Here is a 25,538-nt window from a genome sequence, read left to right as displayed (position 1 = left end):
CCTTCGAGGCGATCACCAGCGGAAGCAGCACGCGTGGACCTCATCAATGCGATCATTCTGGGTCTTGTTCAGGGCCTGACCGAGTTTCTTCCGGTGTCTTCGAGTGCCCATATTTCGATCGTGGGCCAGCTCTTGGGCACGGGGGAGGACCCCGGAGCACAATTCACGGCGATTACCCAGATCGGTACCGAGCTCGCCGTCGTCATCTTCTTCTGGCGAGACATCGTGCGCATTATCGGCCAGTGGTCCCGGTCGCTCGTCGGCCGCGTGCCGCGCAACGATCCCGATGCCCGGATGGGATGGCTCATCATTCTCGGCTCGCTGCCGATCGTCGTGCTCGGTCTGGTCTTCCAGGACCAGATCGAAACCGTTCTGCGTTCGCTGTGGATCACCGCCTCGATGCTCATCGGCTTCGGCATCCTGCTCGGCATTGCGGACCACGTTGGCGCCAAGCGTCGTCGGCTGAACGACATGACGGTCGGCGACGGCGTCGTCTACGGATTCGCCCAGTCTCTCGCGCTGATTCCGGGCGTCTCGCGTTCCGGTGGCACGATCACCTTCGGTCTGTTCATGGGCTACGAGCGAGCTGCCGCCGCACGGTACGCCTTCCTGCTGGCCATCCCCGCCGTGTTGGGCAGCGGCTTCTACCAGATGTACAAATCCATTGCGGATCCCTGCCTGGCTGGAGCCACGAACTGCAAGCCGGAGATTTTCGGACCGCTGGAAACACTCGTCGCCACCGTCGTCGCCTTCGTCGTCGCCCTGTTCGTGATCAAGTTCTTCATGGGCTATATCTCCAAGCACAGTTTCCTCCCCTTCGTGATCTACCGCATCGTGATCGGGACGGTGCTCTTCGTGCTGTTGGCAACGAACGTCATCTCCGCGTAGTTAGGCTGGTTGCATGCGTGCATGGAAGCGACCAGATATCCCCTCACTACCAGGTCGCTCAGGCGCACCCTGGCTGCATGACACGGCCACGAACGGTTTGGTCGAAGCCAGGCCTGCTGATGTTGCGCGTCTGTATGTGTGCGGTATCACGCCGTACGACGCCACCCACCTCGGCCATGCGGCCACCTATCTGGCCTTCGACACGCTGCAGCGGGTCTGGCTCGACGCCGGTTTCCGCGTGCACTACGCCCAGAACGTCACCGATGTCGACGACCCGCTGCTCGAGCGTGCGATCGCCACTGGCGTGGACTGGCGTGAACTGGCGGAATCTCAGGTGGAGCTCTTCCGCACCGACATGGAAGCGCTGGGCATCATTCCACCCGACGACTATGTAGCCGTGACCGAGGTCATCGACGAGGTCGCCGCAGCGGTCACGAAACTCCGCGATGCCGGGTTGGCGTACGCGGTGGAGACTCCCGAGGCTGTCGCCGGAGCCGATGGCGCCGTCGGCTCCGACCTGTACTTCGACATCGTTGCCGCCCAGGAACTCACCGACTGGCGCCTCGGCGACGAGAGCAATCTCGACCGGGACACGATGCTGGCGCTTTTCGCCGAGCGCGGGGGAGACCCCGACCGTGAGGGCAAGCGCGATTCGCTCGACCCGATGCTCTGGCGGGCGGCCCGCGCCGGGGAGCCGCAGTGGGCATCGGCCGTCGGTGCCGGTCGTCCTGGCTGGCACATCGAATGCTCGGTCATCGCCTTGAAAGAGCTGGGAACCGACTTCACGGTTCAGGGCGGCGGCTCGGACCTCGTCTTCCCGCACCACGATATGAGTGCCGGACACGCCGCAGCCTTATCAGGGCATCCTCTCGCCGGCGTCTACAGCCACACCGGTATGGTGGCCTATCAGGGCGAGAAGATGAGCAAGTCACTGGGAAACCTTGTGTTGGTCTCCGGTCTGCGCAGCGGCGGAACCGACCCGCGCGCGATCCGTCTCGCCCTGCTGGCGCAGCACTATCGCACCAACTGGACCTGGACGGAGCCGCTCCTGCACGAGGCGGAGCACCGGCTGGCCCGTTACCGATCCGCCTTCTCCGCCGCGGAACCGACCGGGACGGCCTCAGCCGGTTCCGTCATCGAACGGGTCAGGGAATGCCTGAACAACGACCTCGACACGCCCGCGGCGCTGGCCGTTCTGGACTCCGCTGCCGACACGGGCGTCGACAACCCGGCACTGGCGGCTCTGGCGATCAGTGCCCTGCTCGGCGTGGACGTCACGAAGGCCTAGACGTTACCGGGCCATCGTGATGGCGTCAGCGTGACCTAGGCCGAGAAGTTGATCTTGACGCTGCTGCCGCGGGGAACGGATTGACCCGCTCCCGGCGTGACCTTGGTCACGGTGAACAGGCCGGGGGCGGCATCGGCAAAGATGTTGTAGTCGAGTTTCAAGCTCGCGTCTTCGAGAATCTGCTTAGCCTCGGACCACGGCTTTCCGACGACATCGGGTATCTGCACCGGTTCGGGTCCGCGGGAAATAGTCAACGTAATGGTCGCTCCGGTACGGACTGGAGCATCGGGCACGGCAGCCGATACGACATTGCCCTCAGGGACGCTGTCGCTGTAGGTCTGCTGGCCGGACGCGGCGACCAGTCCCTGGGCCGCGAGTGTCCTCGTTGCCTCCGCGACCGTTTTGCCGGCCACATCGGGAACTGAACCGAGGGAGACCACGAGGTTGACGTCGAGTCCCTGGAAGTACGCGCCGCCCTGCGATACGTCGACGTCGTCGCTCGCCCGAGTGGCCGAGAGCACGATTCCGGCCTTGGCCGAGCCGTCGAACACCGAGTCCACGGCGCCGACCGTGGCGAGAAGTCCGGTGATTTCCGCGGTCGCCGCCTCCTGACTGATTCCAGCCAAAGGGGGAAGGGTGATCGGCTGCAGGCCCAGCGATACGATGATCGTCACGACGCTGTCTTTCGGCACGCGTGTGCCGTCTCCCGGGTCGGTCGCGATCACGATGCCCTCTGGCACGTCGGCGCTGTAGGTCGTGCTTTGCGTGGACTCCAGTCCCACTGCCGTGAGCTGCGCGGCAGCATCCGCGGGGCTCAAGGCCACCACCATGGGCACTGCGATGTCGGAACCGGGGCCAGAGCCGAAGTACCAGCCGGTACCCCCGAGGGTCGCAGCGATCAGGAGAACGAGGGCAAAGAGCCAGAAGCCGCGCCCTTTTCGGCGTCTGGCTTTGGTTTCGAGGCGCGTGCTGTTGTCGGGCTGCTGCGGTCCCGCTCCGGTAGCCGTGAGCGGCCCGAGCACATTCGTCGGCGGCGTGCCACCGAGAATCTGTGTCTCGGCGTTAGCCGTGGCGGACGTGATGCTGGGAAGCATCATCGTCGGTTGCAACTCCGTCGGTTGCGATCCCGTCGGCTGTGCTGAGAGATCGGAGTGTCCGCGGCCGGCAAGGAGCTGATCGAGCATGACGCGCGCATCGCGAGGCCGTTGTTCCGGATCGCGTGCCGTGGCCCACTGCACGAGTTCGTCGAGGTCGCGCGGCGTGGACGGAACCTTGCTGCTGGGACGGGGCACGGTGTCGTTAGCGTGCTGGTAGGCGATCTGCATCGGAGCCTCACCCACGTACGGCTGTTCGCCGGTGAGCATTTCAAACGTCATGATACCGAGCGCATAGATGTCGCTTCGCGCATCGGCAATGCCTCGGGTCACGAGTTCGGGGGAGAGGTAGGCGATGGTGCCAAGCAGGGCCTGACCGGTCGCGGTGTTGTTGTTCACCGCTCTCGCCAGACCGAAATCGCTGATTTTGATGCGGCCGTCGTCGGCGAGAAGCACGTTTTCCGGCTTGATGTCCCGGTGCACGATTCCCGCCTTGTGAGCGGCTGCAAGTCCGCTCAGGACCGCCTCGAGTATGTCCACGGTCTGCTCCGGAGTGAGTTTTCCGTAGTCCTTGAGCAGGTCTCGCAGCGTGATCCCCGGGAGGTACTCCATCACGAGATACGCGGTGTCGGCATCCTGCCCCTGGTCGAAGACGTTCACGACGTTCGGGTGCGCCAGCCGCGCGGCAGAACGTGCCTCCTGAATGAACCGACTCTTGAACGCATTGTCGTCCGCGAGGTGGCCATGCATGATCTTGATCGCCACCCGACGTTCGAGTCGCAGATCGGTGGCGAGATAGACCGTCGCCATGCCGCCGCGAGCAATTCTGGAGCGCACCTGATATCGGCCGTCTATCAGACGGCCGATCATCTGGTCGGTCGGAGTTTCACTCACCAGTTGAGTCTAGAGAAGCTCGACCGCAACATCCTGCTAGAACGCCGCGCGCCGCCTCAACCGACAGGACTAGCCGAGCTGGCCGAGCCATGACCGGGCAGAGATCTCCCATTTCGCGTAGTGGTTCGGGAAAGCAGAAATCTGAACCGCTTGTGCGGCATCGGTGACCGTCATGGATTCCCAGCCGGCTATTTCGAGCAGGCCGCGGGTCACCCCGGGGTTGGGATTGCTGGGGCCCCCGAAGAACGCGAGGGTCGCTCGCGTCGGATCCAGGACCTGCTCGGGAGTTCCCCACCCCACGCTCGGCCGTTGCTGAAACAGGCCGAGCGAATCGCGATCGCCGTAATCAAGGTTCTTCAATCCCGATTCCTGTGCCGCGGCGGCCAGGGCGATGACGAGCCCGTAGTCCGAGACGCCCAGGGAACGGCCGACTGCCACAATGGTGGAGGCGTTCTGGCGCATCTCCGACGACAACGGCGTGACAGCCTCGGCGCGCTCGGCTGCGGCCAGCGCTTCGGGTGACGGAATGGTGAGCACCTGCCCGGGATAGATCATGCTTGACCATCCCAGTCCGTTTGCATCCAAAATGTCCTGCACTTTGACGCCCGCCGTCGCGGCGACGGCACTGATCGTGTCTCCGCTGGCGATTGTGTACTGCGATGCTGCCGGCGCGGTCGCCGGGGCCATAGGCGTGATGAACGCCGCGGGAACAATGGTGGCGGATTCGGCGGTGGGGAGCACGATGGACTGGCCGGGATAAATGACGCTGCTGCGCTCCAGTCCGTTCGCGGCGAGAACGACGTCGGTTGACAGTCCGTGCGCGGCTGCGATGCCGCCGATGGTATCGCCGCTCTGCACCGTGTGTGTCGACACCGGCGTCGATGGCGCGGCGGCCACGCTCGGTGCGGCTGCAGCGGAGAGGTTCAAAACCTGCCCGGGAAAAATCAACGCCGCTGAGTCGAGACCGTTGAGGGACAGTACGGCAGGAGTCGAGAGGCCGAAACGCGCGGCAATGCCACTGACCGTATCGCCCTGGGCGACGGAGTACTGCGCCGGCGCCGTCTCGGTTGCGGCCGACTTCGAGACACGGCCAGGCGCGCTCCGCGCGGACGAGTGATCGGCTCCGGCCTCGACGAATCGGGGATTAAGCGGCTTCTTCACAACCGCGGCGTGGGCCGGTGCGGCAAGATTCAGGCTGATGGCCAGCGTGCCGACAAGAACGATCGGAACCGTGAGAAGAGCACCCCGCCCTCGCCGTTCGGCGGGTTGTGCGCGCCGGGAGCGGTCAGTTTTCTCTGATGCGCCGCTCGTGGCGGGGATTCTGTGCACCTCGGTGGACATGGAACTCCTGTTCGTTCGTAACCCAAGCCCCGGGTCGAGGTTGACACAGATGATTAGTCGAGTCAATCAGTGTGACAGGTGTGTTCGTGACAGATCGCGCGATTCTTTCGCGAGTCATTTTGCGACTTCACAGAATCATGGGAAGCTTAAGACGTGACTGAAGAGTTTTCAGAGCCCGAGTGGCTCACTATCCCTGACCTTGTTGAGCTGCTCGGACTGACCCAAAGTCGGGTACGGCAACTGATCGACGACCATCATCTGCTCGCGATTCGCCGCGATGGCGTGCTTCAGGTCCCGGCAGATTTCTTGCGCGACCGTGCACCGCTTCCCGAGCTGCGTGGAACCATCTTCGTGCTGAATGACGACGGCTTCACCCCCGAGCAGGCGATGAGCTGGCTCCTCGACGTGGACGACAGCCTCGGGGTGGCGCCGATTGCCGCTCTCCGCGCCGGGCGCAAGGCCGAAGTTCGTCGGGTAGCCCAGGCTCTGGCCTAGCCCAGTCTCTGGCCTAGCCCAGTCTCTCGCTGAGCCCGGGCCTCGCGGCTGTCAGCACCTAAAACGCTCGCCGGGCGACCTTGTCGGCGAGCATTGTCAGTTGTGATCTGGCCGATGCCGAGATCGGCGCGGACTCCAGCACCGTGAGGGCTTCGCTGAGGTGCCGAGTGATGAGGTCTTCCACCCGATCAATGGCCCCGCTCTCCCTGATGATGCCCTGCAACACCTGGATTCGCGTCGCGTCGAGGTCCGGGTCGCCGAGATTCTCATCGAGAAGCCTGCGCTGGGAATCGTTCAGGTTCTGGCGCGCGAGGGCCACGAGAACCGTTCTCTTCCCCTCGCGAAGATCGTCGCCGCTCGGTTTTCCGGTCAGTGAAGAGTCTCCGAAGACTCCCAACAGGTCGTCCCGGAGCTGGTAGGCGATACCGAGCGGCAGGCCGAACGCACGGAGTGAGTTCAGCTGTTCGGCGCTTCCTCCTGCGAGTGCCGCCCCGATCACCAGGGGAGCCAGCACGCTGTAACGCGCGGACTTGAACTCGATGACACGCATTGCTCGGGCAAAAAGCTCGTCCTCCGGAGACGTTCGCCACGCACGCTCCTCAAGAATGTCCAGGTATTGGCCGGCGGTCACCTCGGTGCGCATGAGATTGAATTCCCGGCGGGCCTGACGGGCGGCCGCTGCATCGGGCAGCACGGCCAAGCCCTCGTCGAGCAACTCGTCGCTCCAGCCGAGTAGCAAATCGCCCAGCAAAATCGCCGCTGCTCGCCCGAATTCGACCGGTTCTCTGGCCCAGTTCTCCGATCGGTGCAGGTTCTCGAACAGCTTGTGCGCGGATGCGGCGCCGCGGCGGGTGTCGGAATTGTCGATGATGTCGTCATGTACGAGAGCGGCCGCGTGGAAGATCTCAAGGGCAGAAGCAGCCGACACGATGGGGGCGAGGTCTGCGTCGCGTGGGACACCCGCTTGGTGCGGTCGAGCAGGCCCGTCGCCCGCCGTCACGCTCCGCCAGCCCCAGTAACAGAACAGGGCCCGGAATCGCTTGCCACCGCTGAGAAACTGCCGAGAAAAGGCCACGAGTGGCGTCAGGTCGGAGCTGATCAGGGACACAATTGGATCGCGGGTAATGAGGAATTCGTCGATGCGGTATTGAACCAGATCTACCAGATGATTGCTTTCAGCCACTCGCCTAGCCTAGTCATCCCGACAGGGCTAGAATTGGGAATCAACCCGCTCGATCCCGAAATTGGAGGGAATGAGATGCCGCTTTCTGAACAAGAGCAGCGACTCCTCGAAGAGATGGAGCGTAGCCTCTATCACAACGATGCAGACTTTGTCGCAAGTGTCGGTGCGTCGCGCCTTCGACCGAACTACCGTTCGATCGCCATCGGTGTCCTTCTCGCTGTCGTGGGCATCGTCGCCCTGATTGCTGGCGTGGCCCTGCAGATGCTGTGGCTTGGCATCGTCGGTTTCGTGGTGATGTTTACCGGTGTGCTGTTGGCGTTGTCGCCTGGTAAGTCTATGAGGGGCATGCCGTCAGCGGCTGCTCCCGGCCGCCGCCCCGCGCAGGGACGTGCCGACCAGGGGTTCATGGATCGTCTGAACGCCCGCTGGGATCGACGCCAGGACGGTCAGTAGTCTTCTCGGCCTCGTGCGCACTGGCTCGATCGTGACCGTCATCTCACTCCTCTTCTATTTCTTTATGCTCTAATTTCTCACGCTCCACCCCGCCATCTTTATTCCACTGAGAAGGGCCGATCCTCGGATCGGCCCTTTTTTGTGCCCAAAATTCCGGTTGCGAGCGCCACGCCTCTCCCTTTTCCTCCACCCGGCAATGCCTTGTAATTATTGGTATCCCGAAGAATTTTTCTCGAATTCAGGGCACAATTCCGGAAAATGTGGGGGGTAGTGGAGTAAAGTGGAGCAACACCTGAATCCGGCCGGAAGAGAAGGGGTGATGCATGTTCCTTGGCACGTATGCCCCCAAGCTCGACGAAAAGGGACGCATCATCCTCCCCGCGAAATTCCGCGATGAGTTGTCCACCGGTGTCGTCATGACGCGTGGGCAGGAACACTGCATCTACGTATTCAGCTCGCGCGAGTTTGAGGACCTGCACGACAAGATCCGCCAGGCGCCCGTCACGAGTAAGCAGGCGCGTGATTACCTGCGCGTGTTTCTGTCCGGAGCAAGCTCCGAGACACCCGACAAGCAAAATCGGGTCACCATTCCAGCCAATCTCCGCAGCTACGCGGGACTTGATCGCGAGCTGACCGTCATCGGTGCCGGCAGTCGCGTCGAGATTTGGGACAGCGAGGCCTGGGCCACATATCTGGCCGAGCAGGAAACCTCATACGCCAACACGACGGAGGAGGTGATTCCGGGACTCTTCTAGCCCCTGACGCCTGACTCCCAGCCGTTCATGCCCTGACACACTTCCCCGGTGCCAGGACAGAATGGATGGGGATCAGGCGCCAGGGTCCAGCCCGGCATTATGGCCATAAACGAAATTCATACCCCGGTATTGCTCGAGCGGTGCATTGAGTTGCTCGCTCCGGCCCTCGCTGCCCCCGGTGCCGTTCTGGTGGACGCCACGCTCGGCATGGCAGGGCATGCAGAGGCCTTCCTGCAGCGTTTTCCCGCGCTGGTGCTGGTCGGTCTCGACCGTGACCCTGATGCCCTGGCGATTGCACGAGAACGCCTCGCCCCGTTCAGTGATCGCGTTCATCTCGTGCATACCGTCTACGACGGAATCCAGGAGGCGCTCCGTGGCCTGGGCATCCACGAGGTGAACGGTGTGCTCTTTGACCTCGGCGTGTCGTCCCTGCAAATCGACCGCGTCGAACGTGGGTTCTCGTATTCGAAGGATGCCCCGCTCGACATGCGCATGGACAACACCTCCGAATTGACCGCAGAGGTGATTCTCGCGACCTACAGCGAGAAAGACCTCCGGCGCATCTTCCAGGATTACGGCGAGGAGAAGCTGTCCTCCCGCTACGCGAAAGCGATCATCGAGACCCGTGACGAGGCACCGTTCACTCGATCTGCCCAACTGGTCGATGTGATCACGGCCGCCACGCCGGTTGTGGTGCAGCGGATGGGCCACCCGGCCAAGCGGGTGTTTCAAGCGCTTCGGATCGAGGTCAATCAGGAGCTGTCCGTTCTGGAGCGGGCGATCCCCGCGGCGCTGGATGCGGTCGGAATAGGTGGGCGCATTGTCGTTATGGCCTACCAGTCCCTCGAAGACCGCATTGTCAAGCGAGCCCTGGCCTCCGCGTCAGGCTCGACGGCACCGGCCGGACTGCCCGTCGAACTCCCGGAACATAAGCCGGTCTTCAGGCTGCTGCTCCGCGGGGCGGAATTGGCCTCCGAGTCAGAAAAAGCGGAAAACCCGCGCGCAACACCCGTGCGGCTTCGAGCCGCTGAGCGATTGAGGAGGGCCGAATGAGAGACAATCTTGCACGCGTACCGCAGGCGGCCGAACCGCTTCGTCAGAGCAAGGCGGCGGGTACACCGCGTCGGTTCGAAATTGTGGCTCCGAACACACGGCGTCACACGCGTCCCCGCATCTTCTATGCCTTCACCGCCATTGCCGGCATCGGCGCGATCATCGTCGCACAGCTTCTGCTGAGCATCGGCATCTCTCAGGGTGCCTACGAGATTTCGACCCTGACGTCCAGCCAGGCCGAGTTGACGCGCACGACAGCCAGTGTCAATGCCGACCTCGTGCGCGTGTCATCGCCGCAGAGCCTGGCCGCGAACGCGGAGGCCCTCGGCATGGTGAGCAACTCCAATCCTGTCTACCTGCGTTTGTCGGACGGCGCCGTCCTCGGTGCTCCCAGCTCAGCGTCAGGTTCCCAGTCCGGTTCGGCGAGTCTCGTTCCCAACGCTCTTCTCGGAGATAGCATCGTGCTGAGTAAGGCACCAGCGGGCGCCGCCGGCACCGGCGTCGCCGCAGGCACGGCCGGGGCCGCTGTGGCCCCGGTTGTCGAGGTCAGCAGCGCACCCGTTGTCCCGGCCGGCTTGCCTTCTCCGACCACTCGATAGCGGTACCCAACGCTGCAGAATCTCCGGCAGCGTGACCAGTCACTGTGAACAGACGAAGCGTGAGCGTGTGCGGCCCCAGGCCGAGGTGAGGAATTGACCGTGCCGAAGAACACCGGACCGACCAGGCCGATAAACGGCCGATCTGAACGGCGACGCGTCGCAGGCACCATCGTCGTGCTCATGCTCGTGATTTCTGTTTTTGTCGTCAAGCTCGTGGACATTCAGGTCGTGCGGGCGGAGGCGCTCACTGCTGACTCGGTGGGAAACCGGTCGGTGGACCAGACCGTCTATGGGACACGCGGGGGAATCGTTACCGAGGGCGGCGTCGTTCTTGCGGAGTCTGTGATGCGGTACGACATTACGGTCTCTCCGAAAAATGTCGCGGAGTTTACGCGCGTTGTCGACGGCAGTACCAAGGGAGCCGTCGTCACGGTCGCTCAGGCCGCCGCGGAAATCGGCGCGGTCACCGGTCAGACGGGTGACGCGATTCAGCTCATCATTTCCGATGCTCTTGCCGCCGACCCCAATTCAGACTTCGCCTACATCACCAAGCAGGTCAACGTGGACTCCCTGCGTGCCATCAACGAGCTGCGTATTCCCTGGCTGTACCCCCGGACACACCCGAGCCGCGAATACCCGAACGGAGCAGTCGCCGGCAACCTCGTCGGCTTCGTGTCGGGGGAGGGGCAGGCGCAGGCTGGTCTCGAAATCGGCCAGGATGCCTGCCTTGCCAGTAAGGACGGTACGGAGACTTATCAAAAAGGCGCGGATGGCGTTCGGCTCCCCGGGAGCAGTTTCACCACCGCGGCGGCCGTCGACGGCGGCGATGTGGTCGTGTCCATAGACTCCGACCTGCAGTTCTTCGTACAGCAAACCCTCGCGGCGCGCGCGCAGGAGACGGGCGCGGCCTGGGGGACGGCGGTCGTTCAGGACGCCAAAACCGGCAAGCTGCTTGCGGTGGCGGACTATCCATCCGTCGACCCCAACAACGTTGGGGGAACCACAGATCCCAGTGACCGTGGATCGAGGGCATTCAGAAACTCCTTTGAACCCGGGTCCACCTTTAAGGCGCTGACCGCTGCGTCCGTTCTCGATGCCGGCGTCGCGGACCTGAACTCGGAGGTCCTCGCTCCCTATCGCTACCTCCCGGCCGACGGTGGCAATATCAACGACAGTCACCAACACCCCGATCAGAATATGACGCTGTCGGATGTACTGATCGACTCCTCCAATACCGGCATGTCCAAGTTCGGCGAGATGCTCACCAGCGAGCAGCGCTACGACTACATGACCAAGTTCGGCGTCGGCACGGCGACCAGTTCCGGCTTTCCCCGCGAGGATTCCGGCATCCTGCATCCCTGGCAGGAGTGGGACGCTCAGACGAACTACGCAACCATGTTCGGCCAGGGGCTGACAACAACGGCCATCCAGGTTGCGAGCATGTACCAGACGATTGCCAACGGCGGCGTGCACATGCCTGTGCAGCTCGTGGAAGGCTGCCGACAGAAGGACGGCACCGTGACCAACCAACCCGACTCGACCGGGTCTCGGGTCCTGTCAGACAAGGCCGCACACGAGACGTCGGACGTTCTCGAGATGGTCTACAACAACAGCTGGGTGCACAACATGTGGAACATACCCGGCTATCGGGTTGCCGCAAAAACGGGAACCGCTCAGATGCCCGATGGCAAGGGTGGATACTCCAAGGGGTACCTGGTGTCGGTTTCGGGCTTCGCCCCGGCCGACGATCCGCAGTATGTCGTTTCGGTCAGCCTCGCCGATCCTGTTAATATGAATACGTCCGCCGCACCCGCCCCGATCTTTCAGGAGGTCATGAGCCAGGTGTTGAAAAAATACCGGGCGGTGCCATCGGGGGATCCAGCCCCCGTCCTCCCCACTGCCCGTTGAGAAAGTGAGCCCCGTGACCAATTTGGCACCTTCGGCTCTTCGTCCCCAGAACCCCGTTCCGCGGTCGTTGTCGGGACTCGTCGATGAATTTAACCTTGACGTCAGCGGCGAGATCGCCGGGGTGTATGTCACCGGCGTGAGCCTCAGCTCGCGCACGGTTCAGCCAGGTGACCTCTACGTCGGCGTACCCGGCCAGCACAGCCACGGGGCATCCTTCGCGCGGGCTGCGGCGGACGCTGGCGCAGCGGCCGTGCTCACCGATGAAGCGGGCGCCCTCCTTGCTGCGGACTGCGGGCTGCCCGTTATCGTGACGGAAAATGCACGTGCCGCCCTGGGCACGGTGGCGGCTTGGATATACCGAACGAGTGAGAATCCGGCCACGCTTTTTGCTGTGACGGGAACCAACGGCAAGACGAGTGTCGTCTACCTGCTTTTCGGGATCCTCAACCAGCTCGGTGTCACGTCGGGGCTCACGTCCACGGCCGAGCGTCGCATCGGCGATCTGGCCGTCACAAGTTCATTGACCACGCCGGAAGCCAGTGAGCTTCACGCCCTCCTCGCGCGGATGCGAGAGGCCGAGGTGCGCGCAGTCGGCATTGAAGTATCCGCACAGGCACTGAGTCGTCACCGCGTCGACGGTCTCCTGTTCGATGTCGCGGCCTTTACCAATCTCAGCCACGATCACCTCGACGATTACTCCGCGATGGACGACTACTTCAGGGCCAAACTCGAGCTCTTCACCCCGGATCGTTCGCGGCGTGGCGTCATCACCGTCGACTCCGAATGGGGTCGACGTATCGTCGACGAATGCCGGATTCCTGTCACGACGATCAGCAATCGTGCGGAGGTGCCGGCGGACTGGCGAATGACGGTCGTCGGGGAAAACGCGGCGTACACCGAGTTCGTGCTGGAAGGTCCGGATGGGCGGCGCCTGCAGAGCCGAGTCCCGCTGATGGGGTGGTACATGGCGGCGAATGCTGCTCTCGCCATAGTCATGCTCGTGGAATCCGGCGTCGATCTGGACCTGATTGCACACACGCTCGAGCGCGACGGAGGAATCGAAGCGTACATCCCAGGCCGGGCAGAACTGATCTCGGGGGATCACGGACCGCTCGTCTACGTGGATTACGGGCATAGTCCGGATGCGTTTCTGAACACTCTGGCGGCGATCCGAAAATTCACCCCGGGCCGCCTCATTATGCTTTTCGGTGCCGACGGAGATCGCGATACCACCAAGCGCGCCGATATGGGCGCTATCGCGGCGAGGGGAGCGGATGTCGTGGTTGTCACGGACTTCCATCCCCGGTATGAAGATCCGGCGAGCATCCGTGCAACGCTCCTCGCGGCAGCGCGGGAGGCCGTGCCCACTGGCGAGTTTTACGAGGTGCCCAATCCCCGCGAGGCCTTCCGGAAGGCTTTGTCTCTTGCCGGTGAGGGCGATGCCATCCTGTACGCTGGCCCGGGCCATGAAAACTACCATGAGGTTGCTGGTGTCAAAATCCCCTATTCAGCTCGCGACGATTCTCGCCAGGCGCTCCGCGACGCGGGGTGGCTGTAAATGATCGCCCTGTCCAGACGACAGATTTCCGAGGCCGTGCTCGGTGTCCTGCACCTCCCCGCTGGAGACGTTGACGACGGCTCGGCCGTGTCCGGCAGCGTGCAGACAGACTCCCGGGAAGTGACCCCGGGGTCGATCTTCGTCGCCAAACCGGGTGCGGTGACCGATGGCCATCTGTTCGCACCGGTCGCGGTGGACCGCGGAGCGGTGCTTCTCATCGTCGAACGTCTGCTTGATCTTCCGGTTGCCCAGATTGTGGTCGCGGACGTGGTGGTCGCCTTGGGCGCCCTCGCCGCTGACGTCGTCGCCAGGGTGCGCTCCGAGGGACGCCTGAAAGTTGTCGGCGTCACGGGTTCGAACGGCAAGACGACGACCAAGAACCTCCTTCGCGAGATCCTCGAACGGGTGGGTCCGACCGTTGCACCGCGTGGGTCCTTCAACAACCAGGTCGGTGCGCCGATGACGATGCTGGAGGTCACACACGAGACCGAGTATCTGGTCGTCGAGATGGGAGCAAGCGGGATCGGCTCCATCCGACGGCTTGTGGACCTCGCGCGACCGGACGTGGGTATCGTCCTCACGGTTGGCCTCGCCCACGCCGAGGAATTTGGTGGACTCGATGCAACCGTTCGGACCAAGTCCGAGATGGTGACCGAACTCCTGCCGACGGATGTCGCGGTGCTGAACGCGGACGACCCTCGGGTCGCGGCGATGAACGCCGTGACGCGCGCCCGGGTGGTCTTCTTCGGCGAATACGGCGCCGCTGTTGTGCGCGCCACCGATGTGCGGTCCAGCCGCCTCGGCACGACATTCACTCTGCATCTCGCTTCGGGTGAAAGCAGCCCCGTGACCTTCGCTGTGCTCGGGGAGCACCACGTGACGAACGCACTGGCTGCTGCTGCCGCGGCCGAGGTTCTCGGCGTACCCCTCGGCACGATTGTGGCAGCGCTTGAATCCGTCAGAAAAGCGGAGCGCTGGCGGATGGAGGTGCTGGGAGGCCGTGACGGCGTCACCGTGATCAACGACGCCTACAACGCGAGCCCGGACTCCATGACGGCCGCCCTCAAGACCCTCGCTCAAATCCAGGAACCGGGAAGCCGCACGATCGCGGTGCTCGGTGAGATGGCTGAGCTCGGCGCACTCGCGGGCGAGGAGCACGACCGCGTCGGACTCCTCGCCGTACGGCTGAACATTTCCCAGGTGGTCGTGGTGGGCGCAGGCGCGCGTCGAATGCACATCAGCACCATCAACGAAGGATCCTGGGACGGTGAATCCGCCTACGTTGACACGGCGGAGGAAGCCTTCGAGCTGGTACGCACGATCGTGCGCCCCGGCGACACCATTCTGGTGAAATCATCGAATTCCGCGGGACTGCGTTTCCTGGGCGACCGGTTGGGAGACCTTTTCTCGTGAGAGCACTACTGCTGGCAGGCGCCTTATCGCTCGCCTTCACCCTTTTTCTGACTCCGCTGTTCATCCGGCTTTTCCACAAGCTGGGCTGGGGACAGTTCATCCGGGACGACGGACCGAAGAGCCACCACGCCAAGCGTGGAACGGCCACCATGGGTGGAATCATCCTGATCCTCGGTGTGGTGATCAGTTTCTTCACGGCCAAGCTGACCCAGGGCGAGCCGATTACCGCCTCGCCGCTTCTGGTCTTGTTCATGATGGTGGGTCTCGGGCTCGTCGGCTTCATCGACGATTTCCTCAAAACCAGGAACCAGCGGAGCCTCGGGCTCGGTGGATGGTCGAAGATTGCCGGTCAGGTCATTGTCGCCGGTGTCTTTGCCTGGCTGTCGCTTCAATTCCCGAACAGGAACGGGCTGACCCCAGCCTCGACGCACATCTCGTTCATTCGCGACACGCCGCTGGACTTCATGAGTCTCGGAGCCGTTGCCGGGCTGATCCTCTTCGTGCTGTGGATCTGCGTGATCGTGGCCGCCACATCCAACAGCGTGAACGTCACCGATGGTCTCGATGGGCTTGCCACCGGTTCGTCGATCCTCGCCATCGGTTCCTTCATCGTCATCGGGTTCTGGCAGTTCAACCAGTCCTGTTTCAACGGGGGCGCCGACGCTACCGACCTCTATCGGTGCTACGAGATTCGTGACCCGCTCGATCTGGCCGTCGTATCAGCCGCCATCGTCGGCGGACTCATCGGGTTCCTGTGGTGGAACACGTCCCCGGCGAAGATATTCCTGGGTGACACCGGATCCCTGGCAATCGGTGGCGCACTCGCGGCCTTGGCCATCCTCAGCCGCACCGAGCTCCTGCTCGTCCTCATCGGAGGCCTGTTCGTCATCGAATCCGGTTCCGTGATTGTGCAACGCGCGTACTTCAAGGCCACCAGGGGAAAGCGAATCTTCCTGATGAGCCCGATTCATCATCACTTCGAGCTCAAGGGCTGGGCAGAGGTCACCGTCGTTGTGCGCTTCTGGATCATCGGCGGGCTCCTCGTCGCTGCGGGCGTCGGCACGTTCTACCTCGAGTGGCTCTCGGCGGTGCCGACAGAATGACGCACGAGACGATGGCCGGCGACCCCATGGATGATGATCGGATCGCGGCCCGTGCGGCGCGTCTCGCCACCCTGACCAGCTGGCATGCCGACTGGTCAGCACTGCGGGTGGCTGTACTCGGCCTCGGCGTTACGGGCTTCGCCGCTGCCGACACCCTTGCTGAACTGCGCGCGGATGTGCTCGTCGTCGCGTCGGGAGCTCCCGACGAGCGCACTCAACTGCTCAACGTTCTCGGGGTCGCGCTCGTGCAGTCGGATCTCTCTGACGTTCCGGGAGAGCTCGTCGCGCACCGCCCGGAACTCCTGATTGTGTCTCCGGGGTTTCACCCCGACCACCTACTGCTGCGGTGGGCGGCGGCGAACGGCATCGCCGTCTGGGGCGACATCGAGCTGGCATGGCGTCTCCGGGACAAGGTCGGCATTCCCGCCGAATGGCTGCTGGTCACCGGGACGAACGGCAAGACGACGACGGTGCAGCTGGCCGCCACCATGCTGGCGGCCGCGGGGCACCGCGTGGCGCCGTGCGGCAACATCGGTGTGCCCGTACTCGACGCCATCCGTGACCCGCAGGCTGGGACGTGCTCGTCGTCGAACTCTCGAGCTACCAGCTGCACCACCTTCCGCGCTCAGGGCCGGGGGCACTCGCGCCGTGGTCGAGCCTCTGCTTGAACGTGGCGGACGACCACCTTGACTGGCACGGTTCCGTGGAGGCGTACCGCGAGGCGAAGGCCACGGTCTACTGGAACACGGGCGTGGCGTGCATCTACAACAAGGCCGACACGGCGACCGTGCAGATGGTCGAAAACGCCGAGGTGCGGGAGGGGGCGCGCGCCATCGGCTTCGGCCTCAGCGTGCCCGGTCCCAGCGAGCTGGGCATTGTCGAGGGAATCCTGTGCGATCGGGCGTTCCTCGACGATCGCTTCGAGCGCGCCCTCGAACTGACGACCGTGGCCGACCTCGCGACCGTCGGGCTGGGAGCGCCGCACGTCGTGGCGGATGTTCTGGCCGCCAGTGCCCTGGCACGGTCCTTCGGCGTCGACCCCGGCACCATTCGCGACGCACTCCGAACCTTCCACCTCGATGCCCACCGCATTGAAGTCGTCGCCCTCCACAACGATATCCAGTGGATCGACGATTCCAAGGCGACCAACCCCCATGCGGCTGATGCGTCCCTCGCCGCTTTTGACTCTGTCGTGTGGATTGTCGGGGGACTGCTCAAAGGCGTCGATGTGAGTGATCTCGTGCGCAAGCACGCGCCACGCCTGTCCGGGGCCATCCTCATCGGTGTGGACAGGACCGCGTTGCGGGATGCATTTGCGCGACACGCGCCGCTGGTGCGCGTTTTTGAGATCGATTCGGATGACACTGAAGATGTGATGCTGAGTGCCGTGAGTATGGCCGCTACCGTCGCACAGCCGGGCGACGTCGTGCTGCTGGCCCCGGCTGCTGCGTCGATGGACCAATTCGACAGCTATGCGGCGCGCGGCGCAGCGTTCAACCAGGCGGTACATACATTTCTCGGAAGGTGACGACGTGAGCACACCTCCGCACACCCGAACACCGCGTCCGAGCGGGTCATCGGTTCGGAGCGCTCGCGCCCCGTCGGCGATACGTCCGCCGTCTTCCGGCCGGGCCGGCTCCGCGGCGCCGACCGCTTCCGTGGGCCAGCCGTCTTCCCCGCTGACGGCTGCCTCGGCTCGGATCACGCTCGGCCGAGTCTTCAAGGCCGAGTCCGGCAACTACTTCCTTCTCCTCGGCACGACGCTCTTTCTCGTCGCCTTCGGCCTCGTCATGGTGCTCTCGTCGTCGTCCGTGGATTCCTACCTTGCCGATGCCGGTTTCTTCGGAGGGCTGTTGCGTCAGGGAGGCTTCGCGCTGATCGGGGTGCCGCTCATGCTGGTGGCGAGCCGAATGCCGCTCACCTTCTGGAAGCGGATCGCGTGGCCGGCGCTTCTTTTCACGTCTTTTCTCCAATGCCTCGTGGTTTTCACCCCCATGGGATACGAGATCGCCGGGAACACGAACTGGTTGTCGATCGGTGGCGTCCAGTTCCAGCCCTCTGAAGGCATCAAAATGGCGCTCGTCATCTGGCTCGGGATGATACTCGACCAGAAGAAGAACCATCTCGATGACTGGCGGCACGTTTTCATCCCCGTCTTCGGCGTGGGCGGCGGCGCCATCTTGCTCGTAATGATCGGCGGAGACCTCGGAACCGTCATGATTATGGCCGGCATCTTGTTCGGAGCGCTCTTCTTCGCCGGCGTGAAGCTGCGACTGCTCCTGATTCCCGTTGCTGCGGGGATAGCCGGTGCCCTTGTGCTCGCGCTCACGAGCAGCAACCGCCTGACCCGGATCATGAGCTTCGTCAACGAGGGCTGCGACCAGGTGAGCGGTGCCATCTCCTCCAATTGCTGGCAGCCGCTGCACGGCACCTGGGCGCTGGCCAACGGCGGGATTCTGGGCGTCGGCCTCGGTAATTCCAAGGCCAAATGGTCCTGGCTGCCGGCTGCGGACAATGATTACATTTTCGCCATTGTGGGCGAAGAACTGGGACTGATCGGCGCCATCGTCGTACTCGGCATGTTCATCCTGCTCGCCTTCGCGTTTCTTCGCATCATGCGCTCGAGCACGTCGGTGATGGCACGCATCACCACGTCCGCCGTCATGGTGTGGATCATTGGACAGGCCTTTGTCAACATCGGAGTGGTGCTCGGTGTCTTCCCCGTGCTCGGGGTCCCTCTGCCCTTGATCTCAGCCGGAGGCACCGCCCTGCTCACCACACTCATGGCGATCGGAATCGTGCTGTCCATCGCGCGGGGACAGCAATCAGGAAGTAACAGACGATGACCACATACCTCCTGGCCGGCGGCGGGACCGCCGGCCACGTCAATCCGCTGCTCGCCGTCGCGGACGCCCTCCGCGCACGGGAACCCGACGCGGTGATCATCGCCCTCGGTACGAAGGAAGGGTTGGAGGCGCGTCTGGTGCCGGCCAGGGGCTACGAGCTCGCCTACGTGCCCCGTGTGCCGTTCCCGCGACGTGTCAACCGGCAGGCCCTGAGCTTTCCCGGTCGATTCCACCGTGCCGTGTCCGGAGTTGCGGACCTCATCCGATCACGCAACGTCGACGTCGTCGTCGGCTTCGGCGGATTCGTCTCCACCCCGGCGTATCTCGCCGCCCGGCGGATGCGTGTCCCGATCGCCATCCATGAAGCGAACGCCAAACCCGGCCTCGCGAACAAGCTTGGTGCCCTGTTCACCACGCAGGTGGGGGTCGCGTTTGCGGGAACACGCATCAGACACGCGCAGTTCGTGGGCATGCCGCTTCGTCCCGAAATTGAGACGCTGGACCGCACAGCAGTGCGAGGCGAAGCGGAAGATTTTTTCGGCCTTCAGCATGATCGCAAGACCCTGCTCGTCACCGGGGGATCGCTGGGTGCCCGCCGGCTCAACAACACCATCGTGCAGTCGGCGTCGGCGCTGATCGGCGCCGGTTGGCAGGTGCTCCACATCACCGGGGAACGTGGCGAGGTCAGCGACCCTGAGCTGGACCACTACCGCATGATCGCCTATTGCGATCGAATGGACCTCGCCCTGGGAGCCGCGGATTTCGCCGTGTCCCGGGCCGGTGCCGCCACCGTCAGTGAACTGTGCGCCCTCGGACTCCCTGCCGTGTACGTGCCGTATCCCGTGGGGAACGGTGAGCAACGATTCAACGCGGCCGACGCCGTACGCGTGGGAGGTGCCATTCTCGTGGACGACGCGCGGTTCCTGCCGGACTGGGTGAGCCAGGAGCTCCTGCCGCTGTTAGGGGACGGCCTGCGCGTCGGTACCATGGGCAGGGCAGCGGCGTCCGTCGGTGTGCGCGACGGATCCGCGCGAATGCTGGACCTCATCCGGCAGGCCCGCTAACTCCTCTGCGGCCCCGCAGCGCGTAACGTTGTTCACACAGCACCTCCTGCATCTGTTTTGCCACCAAGCCGAGAAGAGCGTACACAATCGTGATTAAACCCGACCTCACCCTGACCATCGGCGACGATCTCGGCGCGGTGCACTTCGTCGGAATCGGCGGGTCCGGTATGAGCGGCATCGCCCGGCTGTTTCTCCGACAGGGGCACACCGTGACCGGATCCGATGTTCGCGACTCGGACAATGTGCAGGCCCTGCGCGACCTGGGCGCCACAATAAGCATCGGGCATGACGCAGCCAATGTCGGCGACGCTGACACGCTCGTCGTCACGGGCGCGCTGTGGCAGGACAACCCGGAGTACGTCCTGGCCAACGAGCGTGGCATTCCCGTGCTGCACCGTGCGCAGGCGCTCGCCTGGCTGATTCACCACCAGCGACTCGTCGCCGTGGCCGGTGCCCACGGAAAGACCACGTCAACGGGCATGATCGTGACAGGGCTGCTCGGCCTCGGCCACGATCCGAGCTTCGTCAACGGAGGTGTGATCGAGTCGCTCGGTGTCAGCTCCGCGGCTGGCACGGAAGACCTCTTCGTCGTCGAAGCCGACGAATCCGACGGTTCATTCCTTCTGTACAACACGAGCGTTGCCCTGGTGACCAATGTCGATCCCGATCACCTCGATCATTACGGTTCTTTGGAGGCATTCGAAGCCGCGTTCGTGGAGTTCTCGCGACAGGCCACCGAGCTGGTGGTGATCTCCTCCGACGACGTCGGGGCAGTGCGCGTCACGAAGAGCCTCCGCGACCGCACGGTGATCACGTTCGGGGAGGATGCCGCGGCCGACGTGCGTGTGCACTCGATCGTGACCGACGGACCGGTCTCATTCGCTGTCAGCTGGCAGGGCGTGGACTACGCCACGACCCTCCGCATTCCGGGCACGCACAATGCCATCAATGCGGCCGGGGCTTTCGCTGTTCTTGTGGGCCTCGGACTCGCTCCACAGGCTTCTCTGGATGCCATCTCCCAATTCGGCGGGACGGAACGCCGCTTCGAGCTGCACGGGACCGTTCGTGGCGTAAGCGTCTACGACGATTATGCTCACCACCCCACGGAAGTGGCCGCGGCCTTGTCGGCCGCGCGCACCGTCGTCGGAACCGGGCGAATCATTGCCGTTCACCAGCCCCACCTCTACAGCCGTACCAAGCTCTTTGCGCAGGAATTTGCCGAGACGCTGGAGAGCCATGCCGACCAGACCATCGTTCTCGATGTATATGGTGCCCGTGAAGACCCGATGCCCGGTGTGACCGGAGCCCTTGTTGCCGGGCGCTTCCAGGACCCCTCCCGGGTGGCCTTCGTTCCGGATTGGCAGGATGCCGCCACGTACCTGGCCTCGATTGCCCGGGATGGTGACTTCGTCGTGACGCTGGGCTGTGGCGATGTGTACCGCATTGTGCCGCAGCTGCTTGAGGCGCTCAGCGCGACGAGCGACTGAGTACCCTCGTCGTATGAGAAGACCAGGGTCTCCCGGACATCCGTCCCCTGCCGCTGAACCAGCGGGAGGGAAGAAACGCTCGGGCGCCGGCGGGGCGACGTCCGGGCGGCGCACGGACAAGGCCGACGCGCATACCGAACCGATACCCGTGCAGGGACACAAGTCGGATTCCACGCCGCTGGCTCCGGTCTCGGGAATCCGCTCCGGTGAGCGTGCACAGGCCACCGGACAACCGGGCGTCGCTGTCGCCCACGCCGTGTTGCGTGCCGCTCGACGCGCGCGCAAGCGATTCGAGCGCGCCGAGGTCCGCCGTTTCACCTGGCGGTCACGACGTCGACGGATCACGTGGCTGGTTACGCTCGGCTCGATCGTCGTCGTGCTGGGAGCCGTCATCGGCGCGGCATACTCGCCGTTGATGGCCCTGCGCACCATCGAGGTCGTCGGCACCGATCGGGTCTCCTCGGAGCAGGTCGTCGAGGCACTCAGCGATCAGCTGGGGACGCCTCTGCCGCTTATTGATTTCCCCCGGGTCAAGTCTGAGCTGTCGGGGTTCATTCTGATCAAGAGTTTTGTCACGGAAAGCAGACCTCCCGGGACGCTCGTCGTGCGCATCGTGGAACGAGACCCGATCGGTGTCATCACGTCTGACGCTGGTTTCGACCTTGTCGATGCCGCCGGCGTTGTGATCGACAGCACCGTAGACCGACCGGAGGGGTATCCACATATCGACTCGCCGGACGGAGTCGGCAGCGCCGGGTTCCTGGCGGCGGGAGAAGTCATCCACGCCCTGCCCGCGGGTATTCGTTCCGAATTGGATTCGGTACAGGCGGCCACTACGGACGATGTGACGCTCAACCTTGCCGGTGGAGCCAAGGTCGCTTGGGGGAGCGCGGAGCGATCCGAGTACAAGGCCGTCGTGCTGGCTGCCCTGATGGTGGGGCACCCGGTCGGGAGCGTCAATGAATACGATGTAACCTCACCGGATAGCGCTGTGGTCCGGTGACACGGAAAAAACGTGCACACTTCGCGACACGCGGGCGCGCCTCCCCAGACGGCGCTCCGTCACGCATAACTTCGAAATCAGCAATTGCATACTCAGCATAACTTTAAACTTCCAGTAAAGGTTTAGGGTTCCACCGGAGGCCGGACGTGTCAAACAACCAGAATTATCTAGCGGTCATCAAGGTCGTCGGCATCGGCGGTGGCGGCGTCAACGCCGTCAACCGCATGATCGAACTCGGGCTCCGTGGAGTCGAGTTCATCGCGATCAATACCGATGCCCAGGCGCTTCTGATGAGTGACGCCGACGTGAAACTCGACGTCGGTCGCGACCTCACTCGCGGACTGGGTGCAGGAGCAGACCCGGAGGTTGGCCGTCGTGCCGCCGAGGATCATGCCGAGGAAATCGAAGAGGCGCTGGCCGGGGCCGACATGGTCTTTGTCACGGCCGGTGAGGGTGGCGGAACGGGCACCGGCGGCGCTCCCGTTGTCGCTCGAATCGCCAAGTCGATCGGTGCGCTCACGATCGGTGTCGTCACCAAGCCCTTCGGCTTCGAGGGCAAGCGCCGTCAGGCCCAGGCCGAGACCGGCGTCGCCTCCCTGAAGAACGAGGTTGACACCCTCATCGTCGTGCCGAACGACCGCCTCCTGGAAATCAGCGACCGCGGGATCAGCATGCTCGAGGCCTTCGCAACCGCGGACCAAGTTCTGCTGGCCGGCGTTCAGGGCATCACCGACCTGATCACGACTCCCGGATTGATCAACCTCGACTTCGCCGATGTGAAGTCCGTGATGCAGGGTGCGGGTTCGGCCCTCATGGGTATCGGATCGGCCCGCGGCGCCGACCGCGCCATCAAGGCGGCCGAGCTCGCCGTGGCATCGCCGTTGCTCGAAGCGAGCATCGATGGCGCACACGGAGTTCTCCTGTCTATCCAGGGCGGATCCAACCTCGGAATCTTTGAAATCAACGACGCCGCGCGGCTCGTGCAGGAGGCCGTCCACCCGGAGGCCAACATCATCTTCGGTGCGGTCATTGATGACACTCTCGGCGACGAGGTGCGCGTGACTGTCATCGCTGCGGGATTCGACGGCGGTGAGCCCGGGGCCAAGGCCGTTGAGGTTCGCCGCGCCGACCTGGTGGCTGCTGGAGTGGCTGCCGGAGTGAGCACCGTCCCGGGTGCTGCCGGTGCGACGTCAACCGAATCGGGTCCGAGTAACTCCGGTTCCTTTACGGAGGGCGAACTCGCCTCGTCGGTGTCCGGTTCGGTCTGGTCCGGCGCTGACTCCACGTCCACTGGGTCCGCGGCTGTCGACCCTGCCTTCGAAGAAGAGTCCGATGACCTGGACATCCCCGATTTCCTCAAGTGATTCTGTCGGGTCGCCCCTGACCGGGCTGGCCGACCGTCTCGAATCCGTGCGCGACGGAATCGCCGACGCTGCGCGGATGGCCGGGCGGGATACGGACGGCATCACGACGATCGTCGTGACGAAGTTCCAGCCCGTCAGCCTCATCGAGGAGCTTGCAACGCTCGGGGTTCGCGACGTCGGGGAGAACCGACACCAGGAAGCCCAGGCCAAGGCGGCCGAGCTGGCGAGCCTCAACCTGAATTGGCACTTTGTCGGTCAAATCCAGAGCAAGAAGGCCCGACAGGTGCGGTCATACGCGCGAGTCATTCATTCGGTCGACCGCCCGGGTCTGGTCGATTCTCTTGCGTCTGACGAATCCGTGGTCGACTGTTTTATCCAGGTCAACCTGACGGATGATCCTGCCCGCGGCGGGGTTGCTGCCGTCGACCTCCTCCCGCTTGTCGACAGGGTGCTGGGCGCGCCAGGACTGCGTTTACTGGGGCTCATGGCCGTGGCTCCTGTGAACAACGGCGAGCCGGAGTCGGAGCCACGCCGAGCGTTTGCCCACGTGCGCGAGCTGAGTGACGGCATCAGACGGAACGCCCCCGAGGCGAGCGCCCTGTCCATGGGAATGAGTCAGGACTATGCCGCCGCTATCCTCGAAGGGGCGACACACCTAAGAATTGGTACGGCAATAACCGGCAAACGCCCGGAACACAGTTAATCTCAACAGAGAAGCAAACCAACACGGAGGTCGACATGTCCAACCCGCTCAAGAAAACCATGGTCTATCTGGGTCTGGCAGACGAAGAGCTTGAGTACGCGGCGCCCGCCGCGGCTCACGTTGCTGCTGTCCCAGCCGCACCCGAGCGCTCCAGCCACGCCAACTCAGGGCATGGCAATTCCGCTCAGAGCAACGCCGGGCGCGCTCCGGTCACCCCGTTGCGTAAAACGTCGACCCCCCAGAATGTGGCTGCGTCCGAAATGAACGAGATTCTCACCGTCCACCCGCGCCAGTACCGCGACGCACAGGTCATCGCCGAGTCCTTCCGTGAAGGCATCCCGGTCATCATCAACCTCTCGCAGATGAGCGACGCCGATGCTCGTCGCTTGATTGACTTTGCCAGCGGGCTGTCTCAGGGACTGTACGGAAAGATCGAACGCGTGACCGCCAAGGTCTTCCTGCTGTCGCCGTCCCACGTCGTCGTATCCGGTGACAACGCCACTGAAGATTCCGCCGAAGAGGCGTCCTTCTTCGCTCAGGCCTAGTACCGCGCGTGGCCCTCCTCGGAAACCTTCTGTACTTCGTTTTTCTCCTGTATTTCTTTGTTCTGTGGGGGCGATTCATTATCGACCTCGTTCGCGGTGTCAACCGTTCGTGGCGCCCTCAGGGCTTCACCCTCGTGTTGGTTGAGCTCGTGTATACGCTCACGGACCCGCCGATTCGTTTCTTTCGCCGCCTTGTTCCCGCACTCCGCGTCGGGCCGATCGCCTTCGATTTCGGCTTCACACTGACGATGCTGTGCTGCATCGTGGGAATGTCCCTGGCGCAACTTTTGTAAACGGCACGTTTCATCATGTCGGGATTCAAATCGCGCGTCGCACACGCCGGTCACAGGACGCAAGCATGTATCCTTGATCGGTGTCACACACGCTCAGGCGTAGTGTGATGTCAGCTTGCTCGCGTGAGCTGCACACCAACCAACTGTTCGCAGAAGTATCAAGTTCTAAGGGTGGAAAGCCATGGCGCTAACTCCGGAAGATGTAGTC

22 protein-coding genes and 1 pseudogene are annotated in these 25,538 nt (G+C 63.6%); 20 read left to right on the top strand and 3 right to left on the bottom strand.

Annotated features, from left to right (window positions below; translation table 11 throughout):
- The first annotated feature begins 33 nt into the window (after positions 1-33).
- Together JF66_RS04990 and mshC are read left to right on the top strand one after the other, a co-directional pair.
- A complete protein-coding gene (locus tag JF66_RS04990) occupies positions 34-888 on the top strand; it encodes an undecaprenyl-diphosphate phosphatase (protein WP_035875901.1) in 855 nt (284 codons plus the stop codon).
- 13 nt (positions 889-901) lie between these two features.
- A complete protein-coding gene (gene mshC / locus JF66_RS04985; protein WP_035875898.1) occupies positions 902-2,176 on the top strand; it encodes a cysteine--1-D-myo-inosityl 2-amino-2-deoxy-alpha-D-glucopyranoside ligase in 1,275 nt (424 codons plus the stop codon).
- Between the two features lie 35 nt (positions 2,177-2,211).
- On the opposite strand, the gene pknB is transcribed toward mshC, so the two are convergent.
- Positions 2,212-4,164 carry a Stk1 family PASTA domain-containing Ser/Thr kinase gene (pknB, locus tag JF66_RS04980; protein WP_035875895.1) on the bottom strand — a complete coding sequence of 651 codons (1,953 nt, stop codon included), beginning with the start codon at positions 4,162-4,164 and terminating at the stop codon, positions 2,212-2,214.
- A gap of 69 nt (positions 4,165-4,233) precedes the next feature.
- Complete coding sequence (locus tag JF66_RS04975; protein WP_081882154.1) at positions 4,234-5,505, bottom strand: LysM peptidoglycan-binding domain-containing protein; 1,272 nt, start codon at positions 5,503-5,505, stop codon at positions 4,234-4,236.
- A 153-nt stretch (positions 5,506-5,658) separates the two neighbouring features.
- Between JF66_RS04975 and JF66_RS04970 the strand changes: the two genes are divergently transcribed.
- Complete coding sequence (locus JF66_RS04970; protein WP_035875892.1) at positions 5,659-6,000, top strand: Rv2175c family DNA-binding protein; 342 nt, start codon at positions 5,659-5,661, stop codon at positions 5,998-6,000.
- Positions 6,001-6,058: 58 nt separating this feature from the next.
- Here the strand turns inward: JF66_RS04970 and JF66_RS04965 are convergent, their stop codons facing one another.
- Entirely contained in the window at positions 6,059-7,183 is a 1,125-nt protein-coding gene (locus JF66_RS04965; RefSeq protein WP_035875889.1) for a polyprenyl synthetase family protein, read from the bottom strand.
- Between JF66_RS04965 and JF66_RS04960 the strand changes: the two genes are divergently transcribed.
- From JF66_RS04960 to JF66_RS04880, 17 genes and pseudogenes are all read left to right on the top strand, one after another.
- Complete coding sequence (locus JF66_RS04960; protein WP_231556296.1) at positions 7,148-7,636, top strand: DUF3040 domain-containing protein; 489 nt, start codon at positions 7,148-7,150, stop codon at positions 7,634-7,636. The genes JF66_RS04965 and JF66_RS04960 overlap by 36 nt on opposite strands.
- 323 nt (positions 7,637-7,959) lie before the next feature.
- Positions 7,960-8,391 carry a division/cell wall cluster transcriptional repressor MraZ gene (gene mraZ, locus JF66_RS04955; RefSeq protein ID WP_035875885.1) on the top strand — a complete coding sequence of 144 codons (432 nt, stop codon included), beginning with the start codon at positions 7,960-7,962 and terminating at the stop codon, positions 8,389-8,391.
- Positions 8,392-8,490: 99 nt separating this feature from the next.
- Positions 8,491-9,444: a 16S rRNA (cytosine(1402)-N(4))-methyltransferase RsmH gene (rsmH, locus tag JF66_RS04950; RefSeq protein WP_035875882.1), complete on the top strand. Its 954-nt coding sequence runs from the start codon at positions 8,491-8,493 to the stop codon at positions 9,442-9,444.
- A complete protein-coding gene (locus tag JF66_RS21565; protein ID WP_051973134.1) occupies positions 9,441-10,043 on the top strand; it encodes a hypothetical protein in 603 nt (200 codons plus the stop codon). The genes rsmH and JF66_RS21565 overlap by 4 nt, the downstream gene beginning before the upstream one ends.
- Before the next feature lie 99 nt (positions 10,044-10,142).
- The gene (locus JF66_RS04940; RefSeq protein WP_231556295.1) at positions 10,143-11,951 is read left to right on the top strand and encodes a penicillin-binding protein 2; all 1,809 of its coding nucleotides are present in this window, start codon (positions 10,143-10,145) and stop codon (positions 11,949-11,951) included.
- Between the two features lie 13 nt (positions 11,952-11,964).
- The gene (locus tag JF66_RS04935; protein WP_035875880.1) at positions 11,965-13,509 is read left to right on the top strand and encodes a Mur ligase family protein; all 1,545 of its coding nucleotides are present in this window, start codon (positions 11,965-11,967) and stop codon (positions 13,507-13,509) included.
- Complete coding sequence (murF, locus tag JF66_RS04930; protein ID WP_035875878.1) at positions 13,510-14,922, top strand: UDP-N-acetylmuramoyl-tripeptide--D-alanyl-D-alanine ligase; 1,413 nt, start codon at positions 13,510-13,512, stop codon at positions 14,920-14,922. It begins immediately after the preceding gene.
- The gene (mraY, locus tag JF66_RS04925) at positions 14,919-16,025 is read left to right on the top strand and encodes a phospho-N-acetylmuramoyl-pentapeptide-transferase (RefSeq protein ID WP_035875876.1); all 1,107 of its coding nucleotides are present in this window, start codon (positions 14,919-14,921) and stop codon (positions 16,023-16,025) included. Before murF ends, mraY begins: the two co-directional genes overlap by 4 nt.
- Before the next feature lie 11 nt (positions 16,026-16,036).
- Positions 16,037-17,553: pseudogene (gene murD, locus JF66_RS04920) on the top strand (UDP-N-acetylmuramoyl-L-alanine--D-glutamate ligase).
- 4 nt (positions 17,554-17,557) lie between these two features.
- Positions 17,558-18,871, top strand: a complete 1,314-nt coding sequence (gene ftsW / locus JF66_RS04915; protein ID WP_035875875.1) for a putative lipid II flippase FtsW — start codon at positions 17,558-17,560, stop codon at positions 18,869-18,871.
- Positions 18,868-19,935, top strand: coding sequence for a glycosyltransferase (locus tag JF66_RS04910; RefSeq protein ID WP_035875873.1), 1,068 nt, complete (start codon positions 18,868-18,870; stop codon positions 19,933-19,935). Before ftsW ends, JF66_RS04910 begins: the two co-directional genes overlap by 4 nt.
- Before the next feature lie 89 nt (positions 19,936-20,024).
- Positions 20,025-21,422 (top strand): UDP-N-acetylmuramate--L-alanine ligase, encoded by a 1,398-nt coding sequence (gene murC / locus JF66_RS04905; RefSeq protein ID WP_035875871.1) that lies wholly within the window; start codon positions 20,025-20,027, stop codon positions 21,420-21,422.
- A 13-nt stretch (positions 21,423-21,435) separates the two neighbouring features.
- Complete coding sequence (locus tag JF66_RS04900) at positions 21,436-22,425, top strand: FtsQ-type POTRA domain-containing protein (protein ID WP_035875869.1); 990 nt, start codon at positions 21,436-21,438, stop codon at positions 22,423-22,425.
- Positions 22,426-22,571: 146 nt separating this feature from the next.
- On the top strand, positions 22,572-23,789 hold the full coding sequence (gene ftsZ, locus JF66_RS04895) for a cell division protein FtsZ (RefSeq protein WP_035875866.1): 1,218 nt from the start codon (positions 22,572-22,574) through the stop codon (positions 23,787-23,789).
- Positions 23,758-24,492 (top strand): YggS family pyridoxal phosphate-dependent enzyme, encoded by a 735-nt coding sequence (locus tag JF66_RS04890; protein ID WP_081882151.1) that lies wholly within the window; start codon positions 23,758-23,760, stop codon positions 24,490-24,492. Before ftsZ ends, JF66_RS04890 begins: the two co-directional genes overlap by 32 nt.
- Positions 24,493-24,527: 35 nt before the next feature.
- Positions 24,528-25,037: a cell division protein SepF gene (locus tag JF66_RS04885; protein WP_035875860.1), complete on the top strand. Its 510-nt coding sequence runs from the start codon at positions 24,528-24,530 to the stop codon at positions 25,035-25,037.
- A gap of 8 nt (positions 25,038-25,045) precedes the next feature.
- On the top strand, positions 25,046-25,330 hold the full coding sequence (locus JF66_RS04880) for a YggT family protein (protein ID WP_035875857.1): 285 nt from the start codon (positions 25,046-25,048) through the stop codon (positions 25,328-25,330).
- Positions 25,331-25,538: the final 208 nt, after the last annotated feature.

It is taken from the genome of Cryobacterium sp. MLB-32 (assembly GCF_000738085.1).
Lineage (GTDB): Bacteria > Actinomycetota > Actinomycetes > Actinomycetales > Microbacteriaceae > Cryobacterium.
This window is presented reverse-complemented; position numbering and strand designations above follow the sequence as displayed.

Bases quoted from the DNA above. Each gene is read 5' to 3' on its own strand.
- mshC (WP_035875898.1), top strand. From the start codon at position 902: ATGCGTGCATGGAAGCGACCAGATATCCCCTCACTACCAGGTCGCTCA.
- JF66_RS04975 (WP_081882154.1), bottom strand. From the start codon at position 5,505: ATGTCCACCGAGGTGCACAGAATCCCCGCCACGAGCGGCGCATCAGAG.
- mraZ (WP_035875885.1), top strand. From the start codon at position 7,960: ATGTTCCTTGGCACGTATGCCCCCAAGCTCGACGAAAAGGGACGCATC.
- rsmH (WP_035875882.1), top strand. From the start codon at position 8,491: ATGGCCATAAACGAAATTCATACCCCGGTATTGCTCGAGCGGTGCATT.
- JF66_RS21565 (WP_051973134.1), top strand. From the start codon at position 9,441: ATGAGAGACAATCTTGCACGCGTACCGCAGGCGGCCGAACCGCTTCGT.
- murF (WP_035875878.1), top strand. From the start codon at position 13,510: ATGATCGCCCTGTCCAGACGACAGATTTCCGAGGCCGTGCTCGGTGTC.
- JF66_RS04910 (WP_035875873.1), top strand. From the start codon at position 18,868: ATGACCACATACCTCCTGGCCGGCGGCGGGACCGCCGGCCACGTCAAT.
- JF66_RS04900 (WP_035875869.1), top strand. From the start codon at position 21,436: ATGAGAAGACCAGGGTCTCCCGGACATCCGTCCCCTGCCGCTGAACCA.
- JF66_RS04890 (WP_081882151.1), top strand. From the start codon at position 23,758: ATGACCTGGACATCCCCGATTTCCTCAAGTGATTCTGTCGGGTCGCCC.
- JF66_RS04885 (WP_035875860.1), top strand. From the start codon at position 24,528: ATGTCCAACCCGCTCAAGAAAACCATGGTCTATCTGGGTCTGGCAGAC.